This window comes from Paenibacillus sp. P2(2022) (assembly GCF_029522175.1).
Lineage (GTDB): Bacteria > Bacillota > Bacilli > Paenibacillales > Paenibacillaceae > Paenibacillus > Paenibacillus polymyxa.
Genome location: NZ_JAKWFI010000001.1, coordinates 329,514 through 344,202 on the forward strand (window position 1 = coordinate 329,514; position 14,689 = coordinate 344,202).

The window sequence follows — 14,689 nt, forward strand, 5'->3', positions numbered from 1 at the left end:
ATTAACAAGCCCCGATGGAATAGCTTATCATCGGGGCTTGTTATCGTTTGCTAAAAGTAAATAGTAGCTAGGTTTACGGATTCAATCCGCGTTGCTTTTTTGACACAAGGCTCTCCTGACATGCTATTCATTTGCATTCATCATCTCAAGTAACACTTGATATACCACCGGTAAGGTGGTAAAACCGTCACTTTGCAAAAAGTGCCCCCCATGATCTACTTCGTGAAAATCAGCCTGCATATCTTCCGCTAGTTTCTTACTAAGTGCAAAGGGGACAATCGTATCGTCCTTTGAAGCTATAGCTGCACGTGCCTTTAGTGAATCCATAATTTGCTGATCATCCAAATGGTCAATTGTAAACTCATCTAATGATGGTAGGCTTGGCACTGGGTCAGTAAAACCGGAAACGAACACGGCGCCTCCCAGCGGTTCCGAGATATTTACTTGCTGCAGGTACCTTAATATGGATACACATCCCAAGCTATGACCAATAAAATAGGTGTCTTTATGTAGAACTTTAATATTTTGCAATAGATACTCAATCCACTCATTAAGCTTGGGCGCTTGCGAGTTGGGCATTTCTAGTATATCTACCGAAACCCCATCTTCCTGTAATTTGTCTTGTAACCAAGGAAACCAATGATCTGCTGGCGAAGCGGTGTATCCATGGATTATATATACTTGCTTTTGATTTTGTATGTTTGTCACAATACGTTCTCTCCCATCATCCAGTGTTTAGAACTTAATTTGCATATGTGCCTCACTTCATGCAGGCATTCCCCTCTAGTTTACCAAACTCCCCATGCTTATAAGTACTAAAATTGTGGATTTACGTAGCAAGTCCATGTATAAATTTTCCTGTTATAATATTCATTATTTTTGCAGTACTGTAATTTGACTTATAAATTTAAGCGCTTTCTACCGATATATATAGCATCACGTTTTGTAATCTACTTCATATTGTTGTTTGGAGGGCAGCATCAAGGGGGGATCGGAGTACTCGTGAAAGTTGAGAGCAGCGTGAACTATTATCCATAGACGAGCTGGAGGGGTTTGGATGAGTAACAAGCTATCGGACAGGACGAAAAAAGGAAAAGGGCTTAGAGATTTAAAGGTCACAACAACGATGATCTCCATGATTGTGATCAGCTTGGTGGGTTTGCTCATTGTATCGTTGGTAGGGGTTATCGGTATGTATCAAGCTAAAGAGGGTCAAGGTATTTTGTATGTGGATCGCTTTCAACACCAAACCAATATTCTTGAAGTCAAAAGTGATTTCTACAATATGCGGGCCAATTATACAAAAATACTCGACAATAAAGAGTATACAGATAAACAATATAAGCAGGTACAGAAAGGAAAGGATAGTGTTACAACCGGGCTAAATGAATTTTCACAAAGGACATTGGATGCAAAGGAACAGAAATTGTATGAGGAACTAAGAGGCAGTATAGACACGTATTTTCAGGATATTGAACAGATCATGGCCGTCAAAAAAAATACTGGAACTTATGACACAGAAGAGAGAGGTCGGATTAATAAATCTAGTACGGCCATAGTTACGATGCTGACTACCATTTCAGATTATAACAATGAGCAATCCGCCAACCTATATCAAAATACACAAAATGAGATTAAAATGCGCACAATTGTGTTGATCACGGTTCTGGCTCTTGTGCTGGTTGTTCTGATCACAATCTCCTTTGTGGCCATTCAAAACATTCGTTCTCGGATGAGCACCATTACGAAATACTGTGAAGAAATTACCCAAGGCAATTTAACGGCAGCACTTGATCCTGCCTTGCTCAAAGGAAATAATGAGATCGCTGTCATTGCTCGTGCTATTCAGCAAATGACAGATTCAACCTCAATGGTCATTACGGGAGTGATCAATGAGTCGCGTCAAATTAACCAGCTTAGCGATCAGACGAATCTGAATATGACAGATCTCAATGAACGGATTCGCGATGTATCCGCCACGGTCGAACAGCTGTCAGCAGCTATGGAGGAGACTTCAGCATACACCGAAAATATGAATCATTCTGCGGATGAAATGCAGCGGGCAGCAGAGTACATCTCGGTCAAAACTCAAGAAAGAGCTCAGTCTGCCTATGATACAAGTGTAAAGGCCGAAACGTTGAAGCAGGCGGCTAGTCAATCCAATAAAGCGGCCAAGGAAATTTACCAGAAGGCTAATGCAAAGATGACAGAAGCATTAGAACGAGCCAAGGCAGTAGATCAAATTCGTATACTTTCTCAGTCTATCTTGGAAATTACGGCACAAACCAATTTGCTGGCCCTAAATGCATCTATTGAAGCGGCTCGTGCCGGTGAGTCAGGTCGAGGGTTTGCGGTTGTAGCTAATGAGATTCGTAAGTTGGCAGACGGCTCCAAACACGCGGTAGACCAAATTCAGAGTGTTACTCAAGAGGTTGTGCAGTCTGTAGAAAATCTGACTACCAATGCCGAAGAATTACTGCACTTCCTGCAAACCCAGGTGGGCAAGGATTATCAGCTGCTTGAGGACACAGCGGGACAATATTACACTGATGCTGTTGAGCATACGAACACAGTCAATGATTTGAACGCCACCTCTAAGCAGGTAAATGAAACCATCCAAACCATGGTGAGAGCGATCCATGAGATTGCAACCGCCAGCGAGCAGTCTGCTATATCTACTCAGCACATTGCTGAGAATATGGTGTCATCAACGGAAAAATCTCGTGAAGTGGCACACCAGTCTGATCAGGTGAAGGAAAGTGCAGCTCGACTGAATGAGCTGGTCGCAGGCTTTAAAATTTAACGAGGACCATACGGTGATGGGTATTTAAATGAAAGACGAAGAAAAACAGTTGGGAGCGGTAAGAAGGCTCCCTTTTGAGTTTACTAAGATTGCAACCTGATTTGTTCATAAAATTTTATAGTTTTTTATTCATAGTTAATAATAATGAAAAGGAGTTACAGCATGGCAACTAATTTTGAAGAGGTAAGTGTATTGTCGGTAGTTATAAAGAGTTACATTATTTTTGAGGATGAAGAGGAAGGATTAGGCTATGAGATTGAAATAACAGATAGTTTAAAACATCCATTTTCTGATTTTAAGGATAGGGTATTAAATACTACAAAAGAATGGAGGGATAAGGAGCCTGGTCCAACAATATTTCTGAATGTTGGGCACAGAGAAGAAGTGGAATTATATAATGAAGTATGGAAAAGAAAAATAAAAAAAATTTTTCAAGAAGCTACAGAAAACGAGAACTTCTTAGATTCACTTGATAGGGAAATAAAGGAGCCGCATAATGTGATATCTCAGAATCTCTTCTTTCTCCTTTATGTTAATGAGCTTTTTAACAGTGAGGCTTTAAAGGCCCCTTACGGAGGAATAAAAGAATTAGAAGAAGACGATTTATTAATTTCATTTTTTTATGGGATTGAGGGATACGAAAATTATGAATTCGACTTTGTAAATGACATAATTAATTTATGGATAGTAAAAGAAAAGCCCTTTTTAAAAGGCTATCAATGTTTTACCCGTTCATTTGTCTTGGGAGAAAGTATTAAAGGAAGAAGGATAACAACGATGATTGGAAATCCAGAATCTGATCATGTAAGTCTTCTAGTCGAAGGAGGACTACTTATCCCTCTTAATGAAGATGGCTACAAGAGCCTATCTTATATAGATAGCCAATATATTAACCAATGGACGGTTAAAGATGTAGAAATGATTCTTAAAAATCCTGTATATGCTTATGGAGTACAGTTTGAACCAGCAGAATTATTCTATGATTGGCAGTATGTTTTATTATACGGATTGGCAACATTACCGATTAAAAAGTATCCTATACAAAAACTAGAGATAGTGTACGAAAGTTTTATGGAGAGAGTAAAACAAAACATATGTTACTTTTATAAAGCTGAAGTGATTTTACCAGATAAAACTGAATTCTTGAAAGTAGTGCAGAAAGGAATAGATCAGTTAAGATCTTATCTAACTGGTAGCGAAGAAGAAGGAATCTCCAAAAATATTATCTTCCTTATGAAAAATAGATATGCTTTTTTGCCGGTCATTTATAACTTTTTAGAATCATTTTTTTGGAAAGAAGTTAATGAACGGTTTGAAAAATTAGAATTTAGTATGAAAGAGTTTGGTGATTTACTAGATGAAGCTAAAAATTTAAAGAGTGGTTATGAGAAAGGGTTACTATTTGAAGAGGTGGCAAGTTATTTTCTACGTAGTGTGTATGGCTTGAAACTTATGGGTCACCGCATTAAGGAAGAGAGAGAGGAAGTTGATCTTTATTTTTGTAACGTGTCTCTTGATCCGTTTCTTTGGAATTTAGGGGCTCTAATCTCTGTTGAATGTAAAAATAGAAAGGAAAAAATTAAGGTTTCAGATGTTAGAAATTTGGTTCCTGTAATGGATTCTAAAGGGATTAAAACATGTATTGTTTTTAGTATGGCAGGTTATACGCAGATTTCATTAAAAGAAATTGAGCATCAGTTTGTAAATGGAAGAAACATAATTCCTCCTCTTAGTATGGAGGATCTTGAAAAAGTGTGTTGCAATTATCCTCCAAATAAATTGTTAGCAGATAAAATGAAGGAATTATTCACAGCAACTGAGAATGATCACAGATTACTGTATTAAATTAAAAGCATGAAGTATAACACATTCATAGGATTCAAAGATGAATATATCAGTCTTAGAAAGATGGGAGATTATGAAAAACAATTATGATTTTCACGCATTATTAGATGACGTTGAATTTGAGGCGTTGGCAATAGATATTGTTCGAGTTCGAGAAAATTTAGAACCCAATGTATTTCGCAGATATCCTAAAGGTAGGGATGGAGGCATTGATGGATATAGGTACAGTGATAATACTATTATTCAAGCAAAATGCTATAAAAATGATTTTAACATTTTGAAAGGAAATTTGAAAAAAGAAGTATTAAAGTTGCGTAATTTGAAGCCGAGTCGATATATTTTAGTAACATCAGTTGGATTGAATAAAGAACAACAAAGGGAAATAATGGATTTATTTAAAGGCTATATTCATTCTGATAAAGATATAATTGGTAGAATAGAACTAAATGAGTATCTTACTGACCCTAAGTTTTCTTTTATTCAAATAAAATACAATAATTTATGGACGCCTAGTACAGTAGTTTTTGAACATATTTTAGAAAATATTATTTTGCGTGGACCTAATAATTTTAATCAATTTCACTTAAATGAAATGAAAAATAACGTTGAGTACTACATAAAAACGAAAGCTTATCATGAATCACTTGATATTATGGATTCACATAATTGTTTATTGGTATATGGTGAACCGGGAATTGGGAAAACGATGCTAGGTTTTAATATAGCGTTCCATTATTTGATGCAAAATGAGGAGCTTGATCTTTTTTTTACAGATACCATTGAAGATGTGTATAAATTTTATCGCTCAGATAAAAAGCAATTATTTGTAGTAGATGACTTTTTAGGTGTAAATTACGTCAATAATCAGATCAAAAATGGTGAATCTAAAATTTATCGAATGCTTAAGAGCATTATTAGTGGAAATAATCATAAAATTGTATTGATTTCGAGAAAAAATATTCTTTTTGAAGGTATGAAATTATTACAAGAGTTAAAGGTAATAATTCAAAATATGAGTGTTGAGTTATCTTCAACTAGCTTAGAAAACTCAGACAAGATGAGGATATGTTGGAGTATTCTAAAAAAGTCAAACTTGCAGTATAGTCTTTTGCACAGCATTGTAATAGTTTCTGACAAAATTATTAATCACGATAATTATAATCCCCGATTTATTAATGATGCGATCCATCTTCTTTCTAAAATAAAACATGATGGTATGTATCCGGGAAAAATACTGTTGGAAACATTGAAGAATCCCAATGAAATTTATGAGAGAATGTATAATCACCTTCATGAGACTTCAAAAAGTGCAGTTTATCTTGGAATATGTATGGCGATCTTTGGATATCCGGTTGAATTAAATATTTTAAGAAAATGCTATGGGGACTTACAAGAAAGTCTTCCTTGGCAAGAGTGGCAAAGTTTTGATGAGGCTTTGGGTCAATTGTCCGCCTCTTTTTGTTTCGTTAGAGATATGAATTTTATCAGAACATTGACAGGTATTGACTGACTTTGAAGTAAAAAAAACAATTGTAGGATTTAACAATCATAGCATGATGGAATTTTGGAGGCATTTAATATCAAAAAATTTGTCACTGTATGGGCTAAATCTTATTAAGAGTATTAATTTAATGAATCCTATTTTGTTTTTCGCTCACAATTTACTTTTACTAAATTTAATTGATGAACATAATAATATGGAGTTTGAGCAGACAATTATTCCAGGAATTATTGATAGAATCGCTAAAGATTACGAACGTTTAGATTTTATCTACTCCAATGGACTAGAGGAATACTGTACAGATGATGATAGATTTACAGACTTTTATTTCTCTTCAGATTATACTGACAGTTACAATCTTAAATTAAGACAAATATTAGATTTGAATGAGCAATATAACTCTCAAAAATTAAGGGATGTAATAGAAAAATTAAAGGTTTTTTTTATTAATAGTTTGTTAAAAGATGACCGTTATGCACTTTCTGATGAAGAGAAATATGGTGTTCCTAAGATTGTCAATAAGTTATTAAAGCAAGGGTTCGAAATTCCTGCTATGAAAGAGTTATTAGATGGCTATCGTTCTAAAATTAATTTTTTGAAATTTTACATCGTCTTTTATGAATTCAGAGATATATATGGTCAAGACTTTGACTGCTATCTTCAAGAAAACTACAATGAAATTTCTGATAAAATTATTTGGCTTATTGGGGATGATTATGACTTTTATGCATCCGATGATTTGGAAATTGAGATCGAGAATTTGTTATTCGGAGACGCTCCTGAAGCGATCGAATTATATAACGTACAGGTTAAAAAAGAATCCCTTAAGGCCATGAGAATATTGGAGAAAACTCTAAATTGGGACGGATATTCAGTAAAGTGGAATAGAATTCATTCTAACTTTGAAAAAATTACAAATCATAATCCTAATAAAAATAAAGTCGAATTTCATAGAGATGATATCTTTGTGGAAGAAACAAGTGAAAGGGATTTTATGGAGGAGTTGCTTCCCTATATACATTGGGATGATCAAGATAGTTGGGATTCTTTAATTAATTTAGCTGGAATAGTAGGCTCTGAAATTACTATCATGGATCGAGTTCAAGAAGATTTGTTCATGGGAAAATCTAAATGGAAAGGAACATATTATTCTAATGATCCGCTTTTTCTCGCGAAAATTGTTGATGAATATAAACGAGGTAATAGAATAGAGAATCAGATTCGCAATTTCTTTGACAACATGTTTAGTTCAATTGATTGTTCTGAATATGAAATTCTTACCAAGATTGCAGTTGCAGCGCAGGAACATAATGAAATGTACTTTAATCGGGATAATTTGAAACATTGGCTCAATATATCAAATGAAGACTGGAACTTGATCAAAGAGAGCAGCTACTTGGGGCATAATAATGGATGGTTGTATTTTATAGCCTCTGAGATTCAGGTCTATCTATTATGTAAGAATATTAATGATCATTCATATAATAAAGTCAAAATTTTGAGCTTGATTGACTGGATTATAAACGAGTCCGAATTTCATACTTATATTTATAACGTATTTTGTATTCTTGTTGAGTTTTTTGCGGATGAAAGTAAAAATTTTTTTTTGGAAAGCATTCAATCATTTACTGATCACATGAAGGAACTGAATGGTACAGAACTATTGACATTTGGTTTATCTTCCATCTACACACTTCAAGAGATGAACGATAACCAAGAAGTAACGAGTACAATTAAAAATTGGACTTTACTTAGGTTTTTAGAAATGTTGGAAGTAGAGTTTAATGAAGTGACTTCTGATTTGTCTTATGATTTATTCCAAAAGATCGCCACAAATAAGTACGAGACAGAATGTGCAATTGATTATGAATATTGCATAGCACACCCAGAAAAGTTAGCTCCATTGCTTAACACTTCTTCAGTTGAACAAATGATAAAGGATGATCTAACTAAGATTGATAATTTCATCGAACAATATTTTTGATGAGTTTTTTTATTTATACAGCCAGCACCTTTGTAATAAGATGTTGGCTGTATTATCACTATATGTTTTTTATCTTGCCTATCCCTATTTAATCACGACTACCGTCAAGAGCTCGTATTTCGTAACTCTTCCTGTTCAGCCATTTGCATCAGCTTATAAATCTGCCGGGTTGTGTTCACATTCCGCACCGTCATTTGCTGATACAGCTTGGTGCCGACTAATTTCGTTAACCCGCTTTTGGTGACTTGTTCCTTGCTGACAGAAAACAGTACGGCCCCGGGCGTATATATGACATGCCCGATTCCCGGTTTCAAAGGAAGCTTGTCCAGAACGGTAATATCGTTAATTTCATCCCACAGAAACATTACATCACTTTTCATCTGTGTATCATTAGCCCATTCATTCGGTAGTGCCTCCATAATGCTCTGAATCTCCTTCATATTACGGACGATGACACGGATGGGTAAGCTAAAATCCTCCAGAATCGCCTGTTCCAATACGAGCGATAGCTCCTGGTTGGACCGCTCCTGACTGGAAAATATGATATTTCCAGAATTGATGTAAGTCGTCACATGCCCCATACCTGCATGTTCAAACGTTTGCTTGAGCTTCTTCATCTCAATCTTGTTGTTGCCGCCGACATTGATGCCCCGCAGTAATGCGATATAGATCATAAAAAGCCCCACCTCTCTTTAACAAATAGGATTTCTAACAGAAGGATAGGTATTTCAGCAAATACGTGGTTTGGTTCTCGCCCAGTAAGTGATGCAGCAATGGTTTTACGTGCTCGATATATGCTGCTTTGGTTTCGTATGTATCTTCATCTACCAATTCTCCCTTAAAGGTACAGGCACCTTCGATCAGGATGGAAAGAGCAGTAAAGAAGTTAGCTAGAGAGTCAGCAATCTGCTGCGCTGCGCCACCTTCAATTGCAGCATATACAGGAGAATCGGGTGCGCTAGTATCGACAATGAGTGGATCGTCATTAAACGTGGCAATTACAACATGATGGTAGGGCCAAGAAGAAGACTCTTGGACAAGCTCACCAGACGTAATGAAGCGATAGCCTAGCTGTTGGCGATATAAATGTTCTGGTGCGACAAAAAAGAGAACTGCGGCATCCCCAACTTCAACTGCCGCGTTTTTTAATTTGTGTGTTCCCGCTGCCTTGGCATCGATCATTTCATAGTGGCTATACATGTACGCAAGCTCAGGAGATAGAGGAATCCGACTGTCCCAGCAATCTGTTATACTCTCTGAACGGGGCTGGATATCGTGGTCTTGGAACAGCCCGTAGGCTTCATTATACAAGTTTTGCTGGTGTACAAACCGGGTAAGCGCTTCATTTAACTGTTTCATAGGTGTGTATTCCTTTCTAATCGTAGGCTATGGTCTCTGACATAACGTTTCATTTCTAGTATAAAGATATCATAATATAGAAAAGAAGAACATATGTTTCTGTATTTATGCCGCCTTGCCAGTTGATCCTGATTAATTTTACAATATAGGAGTTCGAAAATAAGGTGCAAGGAGGAGAGAAATGTCATTTTCTAAAATATACGATTACAAATTAAAAGCCTATTTTAATGAGCGTATTTCTGATTTGAATCATGAAGATCTATTTTATTCCTATCCTGATCAAGAGCAAAATTTAAGAATATTAACTCTGAATATAAATGAGCAGGATCATATTTCTTTAGTGCGATGGCATGATTTATTTGACAGGTCGCTATTTACCAAAATGGATCATCCCATTCTAAGCGTAACGGATGCTGAACGTCTGATTCGATTGCTTGCGCTTATTTTTAACATGTTTGATATACATAAAGATGTTGCTTATAGCCGAAAAAACTTATGTTGTTTCTATTATCAGTATCAGGTTTCACACCTAGCAGAAAGAGGCAATGAATTCACGTTTGCTCAGGACAGGCTATTTTTCCTTCACCAGCTTTTATTTGAACTGGGTTTAGGTGATGACATTTATGATCGTCTAACGATTGAGAATAATAAGTTACTGTACAGCATGGAAGACGGACAGCAGTATGATTTGCACATTCTAATTGATATTTTGCATGAGCATATTAACAAAAATAAGATGGATATGGATACCCGAGCAACGCTGAGAAAAATAAAAAATTTGCAAGGCCAGTTGGTCAACTTCATCTTGGGCAGTCATGATGTATATGATTTTCCGTATGATGATTTCAACAAGTCGTTTGCAGAAGCAAAGATATTTATACAAGCCTATAACTCTAATAAAAATAGGGCATTAGAGGTGCTGATCGACTGTATCAATGAGCATCAATCTCCAACAGAGCAGTTCATCTCCCATTTGATCTTGATGAATTACTCCTATTTTGTTCTCAAAAGTAATCCTAGCGAAATTACATATTTTAAATTATTCTGCAAGAAAAAACCGGGAGTTTTTATGAAAGTATTGACTGCATTGCTTGAACTCGGATTTTTTGTCGATAATACTATCTTCGCAAATGCGGGTATACCTTATGATTTATCCAGAGTAAAAGGGGTTAAATAATGCCGTTCTCTCACGTTTCTTTACCTGATTTACCATCGTCTATCGGACGCCTTACGGCCATTCATCCTGTAAAAGGTGGCTCTCAGGGCAGCATAACCCTGCTAGCACTAAACACACAAGCAGAACTGTGGAGACTAGAACTTCGCTCTGGTAGTGCAGAATTATGCATATGTATTTGTATTCCTGATTTTAATCCCATGCAACCTGTCCAAATGGTGACCAGTCCTGACGGCAAGTACGTAGCCATATCCAATCGTTTTGGCCGGCATGCGGCAGTGTATGATTTAGTCTATGCTCAAGAAAAAATGCAATTATCTCGGGACGAATACCACTATGATAAAAGTATGTTCCCCCTGGCATTTGTACATCAAGACGGTATGTGTATCCTTGTTCATGGAACGGAATGGAACCGGCTGGATCTGACGGATATAGAAACAGGCAGGCTTTTGACAGCAAGACCTAGCCCTGTTTATAACAACGAAAGCAAAGATGAGCATTATCTAGATTACTTTCATGGGAGACTGCTGGCTTCTCCAGAGGGAAAATGGATGGCGGATACAGGATGGGTATGGGCTCCATTAGGAGTGGTTCGAACTTGGTCATTATCTGATTGGCTGCTGAACCCATGGGAATCGGAAAATGGTCCGTCAGTTCGCCATCTTTGGCAAACCATAGATTGGGATGGGCCAGTGTGCTGGACAGGACCCGATACATTGGCGGTATGGGGACAGATGGATGCCGATTTACTGGAGGAGGAAGATTGGGGAGAGGAAGGCGTGGAACCGGCGGTTGTCCTATTCGATATGACTCAGCCAGGGTACCGACGTGTGCTTTCTGCGATCCCGCCTCTAAACTGCAAGCCTGATGAATACGGGATTTACCCATATCCCCAAGCGGATATGACCGCTTGCGGCGACCGATTATTCTTATGGGGAAAAGAAGTCCCGCTTCAGGTATGGCGGCTTTCAAGCGGTGTGCGCGAATATATAGATACGGAGCGATTTCCACTCATTTACCATCAAGAGGCAGGAATTTTCATTGAATTAAATCCAGATAGCGGTTGTACAGCCTTGAGCTACGACGAATAAATGGCGTACCGGATATTTCTCCTTCCTAGTGATATGGAAATATATGCATTAGCTATAACAATTACAAAGGAGTGTACATCAAAATGGCACTTAACAAGGATCGTTTTTTGGGATGTCTCGCTGGACTGGCCGTAGGTGATGCTTTGGGAACCACAGTAGAATTTAGCAGTCCAGGCACATTCGAACCTGTAACGGATATTGTAGGCGGTGGTGTATTTGGGCTGAAGGCAGGACAGTGGACGGACGATACGTCTATGGCGTTATGTTTGGCGCAGAGTATGGTGCAAAAGGATAGCTTTGATCCAGCAGACCAAATGCGTCGCTACACCAATTGGTATCACCTAGGATATATGAGCAGCACGGGAACGTGCTTTGATATCGGTGGTGCGACGAGAGCAGCACTGCATCGCTTCGAAGCCACTGGAGATCCATATAGCGGGTCCGTTGACCCCATGACTGCTGGTAATGGTTCGATTATGAGGCTTGCACCTGTCGCCATGGCCTATGCGAACCGCCCGGAAGAAGCTGTAATGTACGCTGAGCTGAGCTCGCGCACCACCCATGGAGCAGTCGAAAGTGTGGAGGCCTGTGCCGTGCTTGCTTCAATCCTTGTGGCAGGTCTGCGGGGAGCGGACAAAGAATCCATGTTATCACCCGACGTCTGCTATAGGTGGCGGCGGCAGGAACAGTCAGCTTATTCGGCAGCCATTGAAGAAATCATTCAGGGATCTTACAAGCATAAGGAGCCGCCTGAAATCCAAGGAAGCGGTTATGTTATTCGTTCCCTTGAGGCTGCGCTGTGGGCATTTCACCATTCGGCTTCATTTGAAGAGGGGGCACTGCTGGCCGTAAATCTGGGAGATGACGCAGATACGACCGGAGCAGTGTACGGCCAGATTGCAGGGGCTTATTATGGGCTAAGCAGTATCCCGAGTCACTGGCGCGAGAAGCTGGCAATGAAAGAGACGATTGATGAGCTGACTGAGGCTTTATGGCAGAAGGCCGACAAGGGCCAGACACTCTAAGGGGAACATCTATCAAGCTGGGTTGCTTTTCTTATGAAGCAGATCCCAGCTTTTTTTGTTCGCTATATTTTGCCGATGACTCATCTCTTGGGATTACTACCCATATCGCCATACTTCCACCCTCCTCAGTTACTTGTCGTTATGACAAAATGAAATCCAATACAAATAAAACTTCACTTTACTGATCTTTTAGAGGAGGAACTACATTGTTACATCTAGATAAACAGCTTCATTCATTTGTCGATATTTCCAATAATATAGAAGGGTTTGAGATCGTTTCGACCCAATTTGGTCCTGATGGACGCGTGTATATTTTGCTCATTGATAAAGTCCCAGAACGAGTGCGGGGGATGTTCACGCCTGCCTCTCTTAAAGAGAAACGTACTTACAAGGTACTCATTCTAGACGATCACATTCAAGAGGTGTGTTTGGAGGGGCAGCAGTTCAACTATCATTATGTACAGCCTCTACAAGATTATTTGTTACTCGTCGGAGCACGATGCCATTATTACGGACCTGATCAATACGATCTAAATGGTAAAATTATTGATTATGAAGGTCGTACTGTGAATGAACTACTGCTTGGAGACGGTATCCAGAGTGTTCAGGTTACAAAAGAAGGTACGATCTGGACCAGTTATTTTGATGAAGGTATATTCGGGAATTATGGTTGGAATGAGCCTGTGGGGTCCTCCGGCCTTGTCGCCTGGAATAAAGAGGGACACAAAATATATGAGAACCAAGCGGCAGATATTCATGATTGCTATGCTTTGAACGTGATCAGCGAACAGGAAATCTGGTTTTATTACTATTCAGACTTTTCATTAGGGTATATTTCCGGTAGCGACCGTACGAATATTACGTTTGTGAATCCGAGGATTTCCGGCTGCTCCGGGGTGGCTACAGATGGGTATCACTTTTTGTTCGACGGCGGGTATGGCAAGAATGGACAATATGTCTTGAAAAAGAATGTGAAGCCAGGCAACTTGAGCAAAGGACAACACATTCGCTTTTTAAATGACGATCAAAAGTTCCTTCAACCGCATGAACAGGATTTCAGAAAAGACCGCCTGCTGCTCCGTGAAGGTTCTCTGCTGTATCAGGCGGCTGTTGAAGAGATAGTATAAAAACCCACGTCAGACGTGGGTTTTTCCTTAACACCAAAAATACTTATTCATACGTTTTGACAAGCTCATTCAGGGAGGTAATGGTGCTGCCTTCCCCAATAGCACCAAATTTCCACTCCCCTCCATAGCGGTATACTTCACCTACACGGATGCTACACATCCCTTTATAGTCCTCTGTCAAATTGTATCGGAGAATCTCTTCATCTTGCGACGCATCCAATACTCGAATATAAGCATTGTTCACCATACTGAAATCCTTACGTCTACCAAAGCTGAAAAAACGGAATATATTCACAATAAATACGACTCTATGCACTTCAGGTGGTAGTTGTTGAAGGGATACAGTAATGACTTCATCATCACCGTCACCATGTCCTGTCAAGTTGTCACCACTATGTACGACGGCCCCGCAAGGGCTATTTTTGTTTCCGAAATATACTAGATTTTTCGTCTGAGTCAGCTTGCCGTTCTCATTAAGAAGCAGTGCTGATGCATCAATATCCATGGATCTGCCCCTCATAGGGTCCCATCCAAGCCCTACTTTGAGCACGGATAAATGTGGATTATTTTTGGTTAGGTCTACCTTCTGCCCTTTAATTAGACTAATACTCAACGTTATGCCTCCCTATCATTATTTTTGTTCTACTCTGAAATTGTAGCATATATATAGAAGGATATAATCTATTCGTAACTTCACAGATTTTTTTCCGTATAAAGATAAAAACATGATCCAAATTCGTTCCCTCAGGGAGAAATGCAACCATGTTTAAACAAAATGAG

The 14,689-nt window shown here is 38.5% G+C and carries 12 protein-coding genes; 8 read left to right on the forward strand and 4 right to left on the reverse strand.

The genetic code is table 11. The features are described from left to right. Positions 1–123: 123 nt before the first annotated feature. Complete coding sequence (locus MMB75_RS01405; RefSeq protein ID WP_045244317.1) at positions 124–708, reverse strand: RBBP9/YdeN family alpha/beta hydrolase; 585 nt, start codon at positions 706–708, stop codon at positions 124–126. A 349-nt stretch (positions 709–1,057) separates the two neighbouring features. On the opposite strand from MMB75_RS01405, the gene MMB75_RS01410 reads away from it, so the two are divergent. From MMB75_RS01410 to MMB75_RS01425, 4 genes are all read left to right on the forward strand, one after another. Next, positions 1,058–2,803 (forward strand): methyl-accepting chemotaxis protein, encoded by a 1,746-nt coding sequence (locus MMB75_RS01410; protein WP_045244318.1) that lies wholly within the window; start codon positions 1,058–1,060, stop codon positions 2,801–2,803. A gap of 162 nt (positions 2,804–2,965) precedes the next feature. Beyond that, complete coding sequence (locus MMB75_RS01415) at positions 2,966–4,648, forward strand: hypothetical protein (protein WP_045244319.1); 1,683 nt, start codon at positions 2,966–2,968, stop codon at positions 4,646–4,648. A gap of 73 nt (positions 4,649–4,721) precedes the next feature. Beyond that, entirely contained in the window at positions 4,722–6,158 is a 1,437-nt protein-coding gene (locus MMB75_RS01420; RefSeq protein ID WP_277506782.1) for an nSTAND3 domain-containing NTPase, read from the forward strand. Between the two features lie 121 nt (positions 6,159–6,279). After that, entirely contained in the window at positions 6,280–8,133 is a 1,854-nt protein-coding gene (locus tag MMB75_RS01425; protein WP_126665890.1) for a hypothetical protein, read from the forward strand. A gap of 104 nt (positions 8,134–8,237) precedes the next feature. On the opposite strand, the gene MMB75_RS01430 is transcribed toward MMB75_RS01425, so the two are convergent. Beyond that, the gene (locus MMB75_RS01430) at positions 8,238–8,807 is read right to left on the reverse strand and encodes a DUF1697 domain-containing protein (RefSeq protein WP_257126136.1); all 570 of its coding nucleotides are present in this window, start codon (positions 8,805–8,807) and stop codon (positions 8,238–8,240) included. 34 nt (positions 8,808–8,841) lie between these two features. Next, positions 8,842–9,492: a hypothetical protein gene (locus MMB75_RS01435; RefSeq protein ID WP_257126135.1), complete on the reverse strand. Its 651-nt coding sequence runs from the start codon at positions 9,490–9,492 to the stop codon at positions 8,842–8,844. Positions 9,493–9,673: 181 nt separating this feature from the next. Here MMB75_RS01435 and MMB75_RS01440 point away from each other — a divergent pair, with 181 nt between their 5' ends. The 4 genes from MMB75_RS01440 to MMB75_RS01455 all read left to right on the forward strand — a co-directional run bounded on the left by MMB75_RS01440 (position 9,674) and on the right by MMB75_RS01455 (position 13,909). After that, entirely contained in the window at positions 9,674–10,669 is a 996-nt protein-coding gene (locus tag MMB75_RS01440; protein ID WP_257126134.1) for a hypothetical protein, read from the forward strand. Next, positions 10,669–11,757: a hypothetical protein gene (locus tag MMB75_RS01445; RefSeq protein WP_257126133.1), complete on the forward strand. Its 1,089-nt coding sequence runs from the start codon at positions 10,669–10,671 to the stop codon at positions 11,755–11,757. The genes MMB75_RS01440 and MMB75_RS01445 overlap by 1 nt, the downstream gene beginning before the upstream one ends. A gap of 83 nt (positions 11,758–11,840) precedes the next feature. Next, positions 11,841–12,782 carry an ADP-ribosylglycohydrolase family protein gene (locus MMB75_RS01450; RefSeq protein ID WP_257126132.1) on the forward strand — a complete coding sequence of 314 codons (942 nt, stop codon included), beginning with the start codon at positions 11,841–11,843 and terminating at the stop codon, positions 12,780–12,782. Positions 12,783–12,988: 206 nt separating this feature from the next. After that, the gene (locus MMB75_RS01455; RefSeq protein WP_257126131.1) at positions 12,989–13,909 is read left to right on the forward strand and encodes a hypothetical protein; all 921 of its coding nucleotides are present in this window, start codon (positions 12,989–12,991) and stop codon (positions 13,907–13,909) included. Positions 13,910–13,952: 43 nt separating this feature from the next. Here the strand turns inward: MMB75_RS01455 and MMB75_RS01460 are convergent, their stop codons facing one another. Then, positions 13,953–14,522: a TerD family protein gene (locus MMB75_RS01460; protein WP_025365467.1), complete on the reverse strand. Its 570-nt coding sequence runs from the start codon at positions 14,520–14,522 to the stop codon at positions 13,953–13,955. Positions 14,523–14,689 lie beyond the last annotated feature (167 nt).

Bases quoted from the DNA above. Each gene is read 5' to 3' on its own strand.
- MMB75_RS01410 (WP_045244318.1), top strand. From the start codon at position 1,058: ATGAGTAACAAGCTATCGGACAGGACGAAAAAAGGAAAAGGGCTTAGA.
- MMB75_RS01415 (WP_045244319.1), top strand. From the start codon at position 2,966: ATGGCAACTAATTTTGAAGAGGTAAGTGTATTGTCGGTAGTTATAAAG.
- MMB75_RS01420 (WP_277506782.1), top strand. From the start codon at position 4,722: ATGAAAAACAATTATGATTTTCACGCATTATTAGATGACGTTGAATTT.
- MMB75_RS01425 (WP_126665890.1), top strand. From the start codon at position 6,280: ATGAATCCTATTTTGTTTTTCGCTCACAATTTACTTTTACTAAATTTA.
- MMB75_RS01430 (WP_257126136.1), bottom strand. From the start codon at position 8,807: ATGATCTATATCGCATTACTGCGGGGCATCAATGTCGGCGGCAACAAC.
- MMB75_RS01435 (WP_257126135.1), bottom strand. From the start codon at position 9,492: ATGAAACAGTTAAATGAAGCGCTTACCCGGTTTGTACACCAGCAAAAC.
- MMB75_RS01440 (WP_257126134.1), top strand. From the start codon at position 9,674: ATGTCATTTTCTAAAATATACGATTACAAATTAAAAGCCTATTTTAAT.
- MMB75_RS01445 (WP_257126133.1), top strand. From the start codon at position 10,669: ATGCCGTTCTCTCACGTTTCTTTACCTGATTTACCATCGTCTATCGGA.
- MMB75_RS01450 (WP_257126132.1), top strand. From the start codon at position 11,841: ATGGCACTTAACAAGGATCGTTTTTTGGGATGTCTCGCTGGACTGGCC.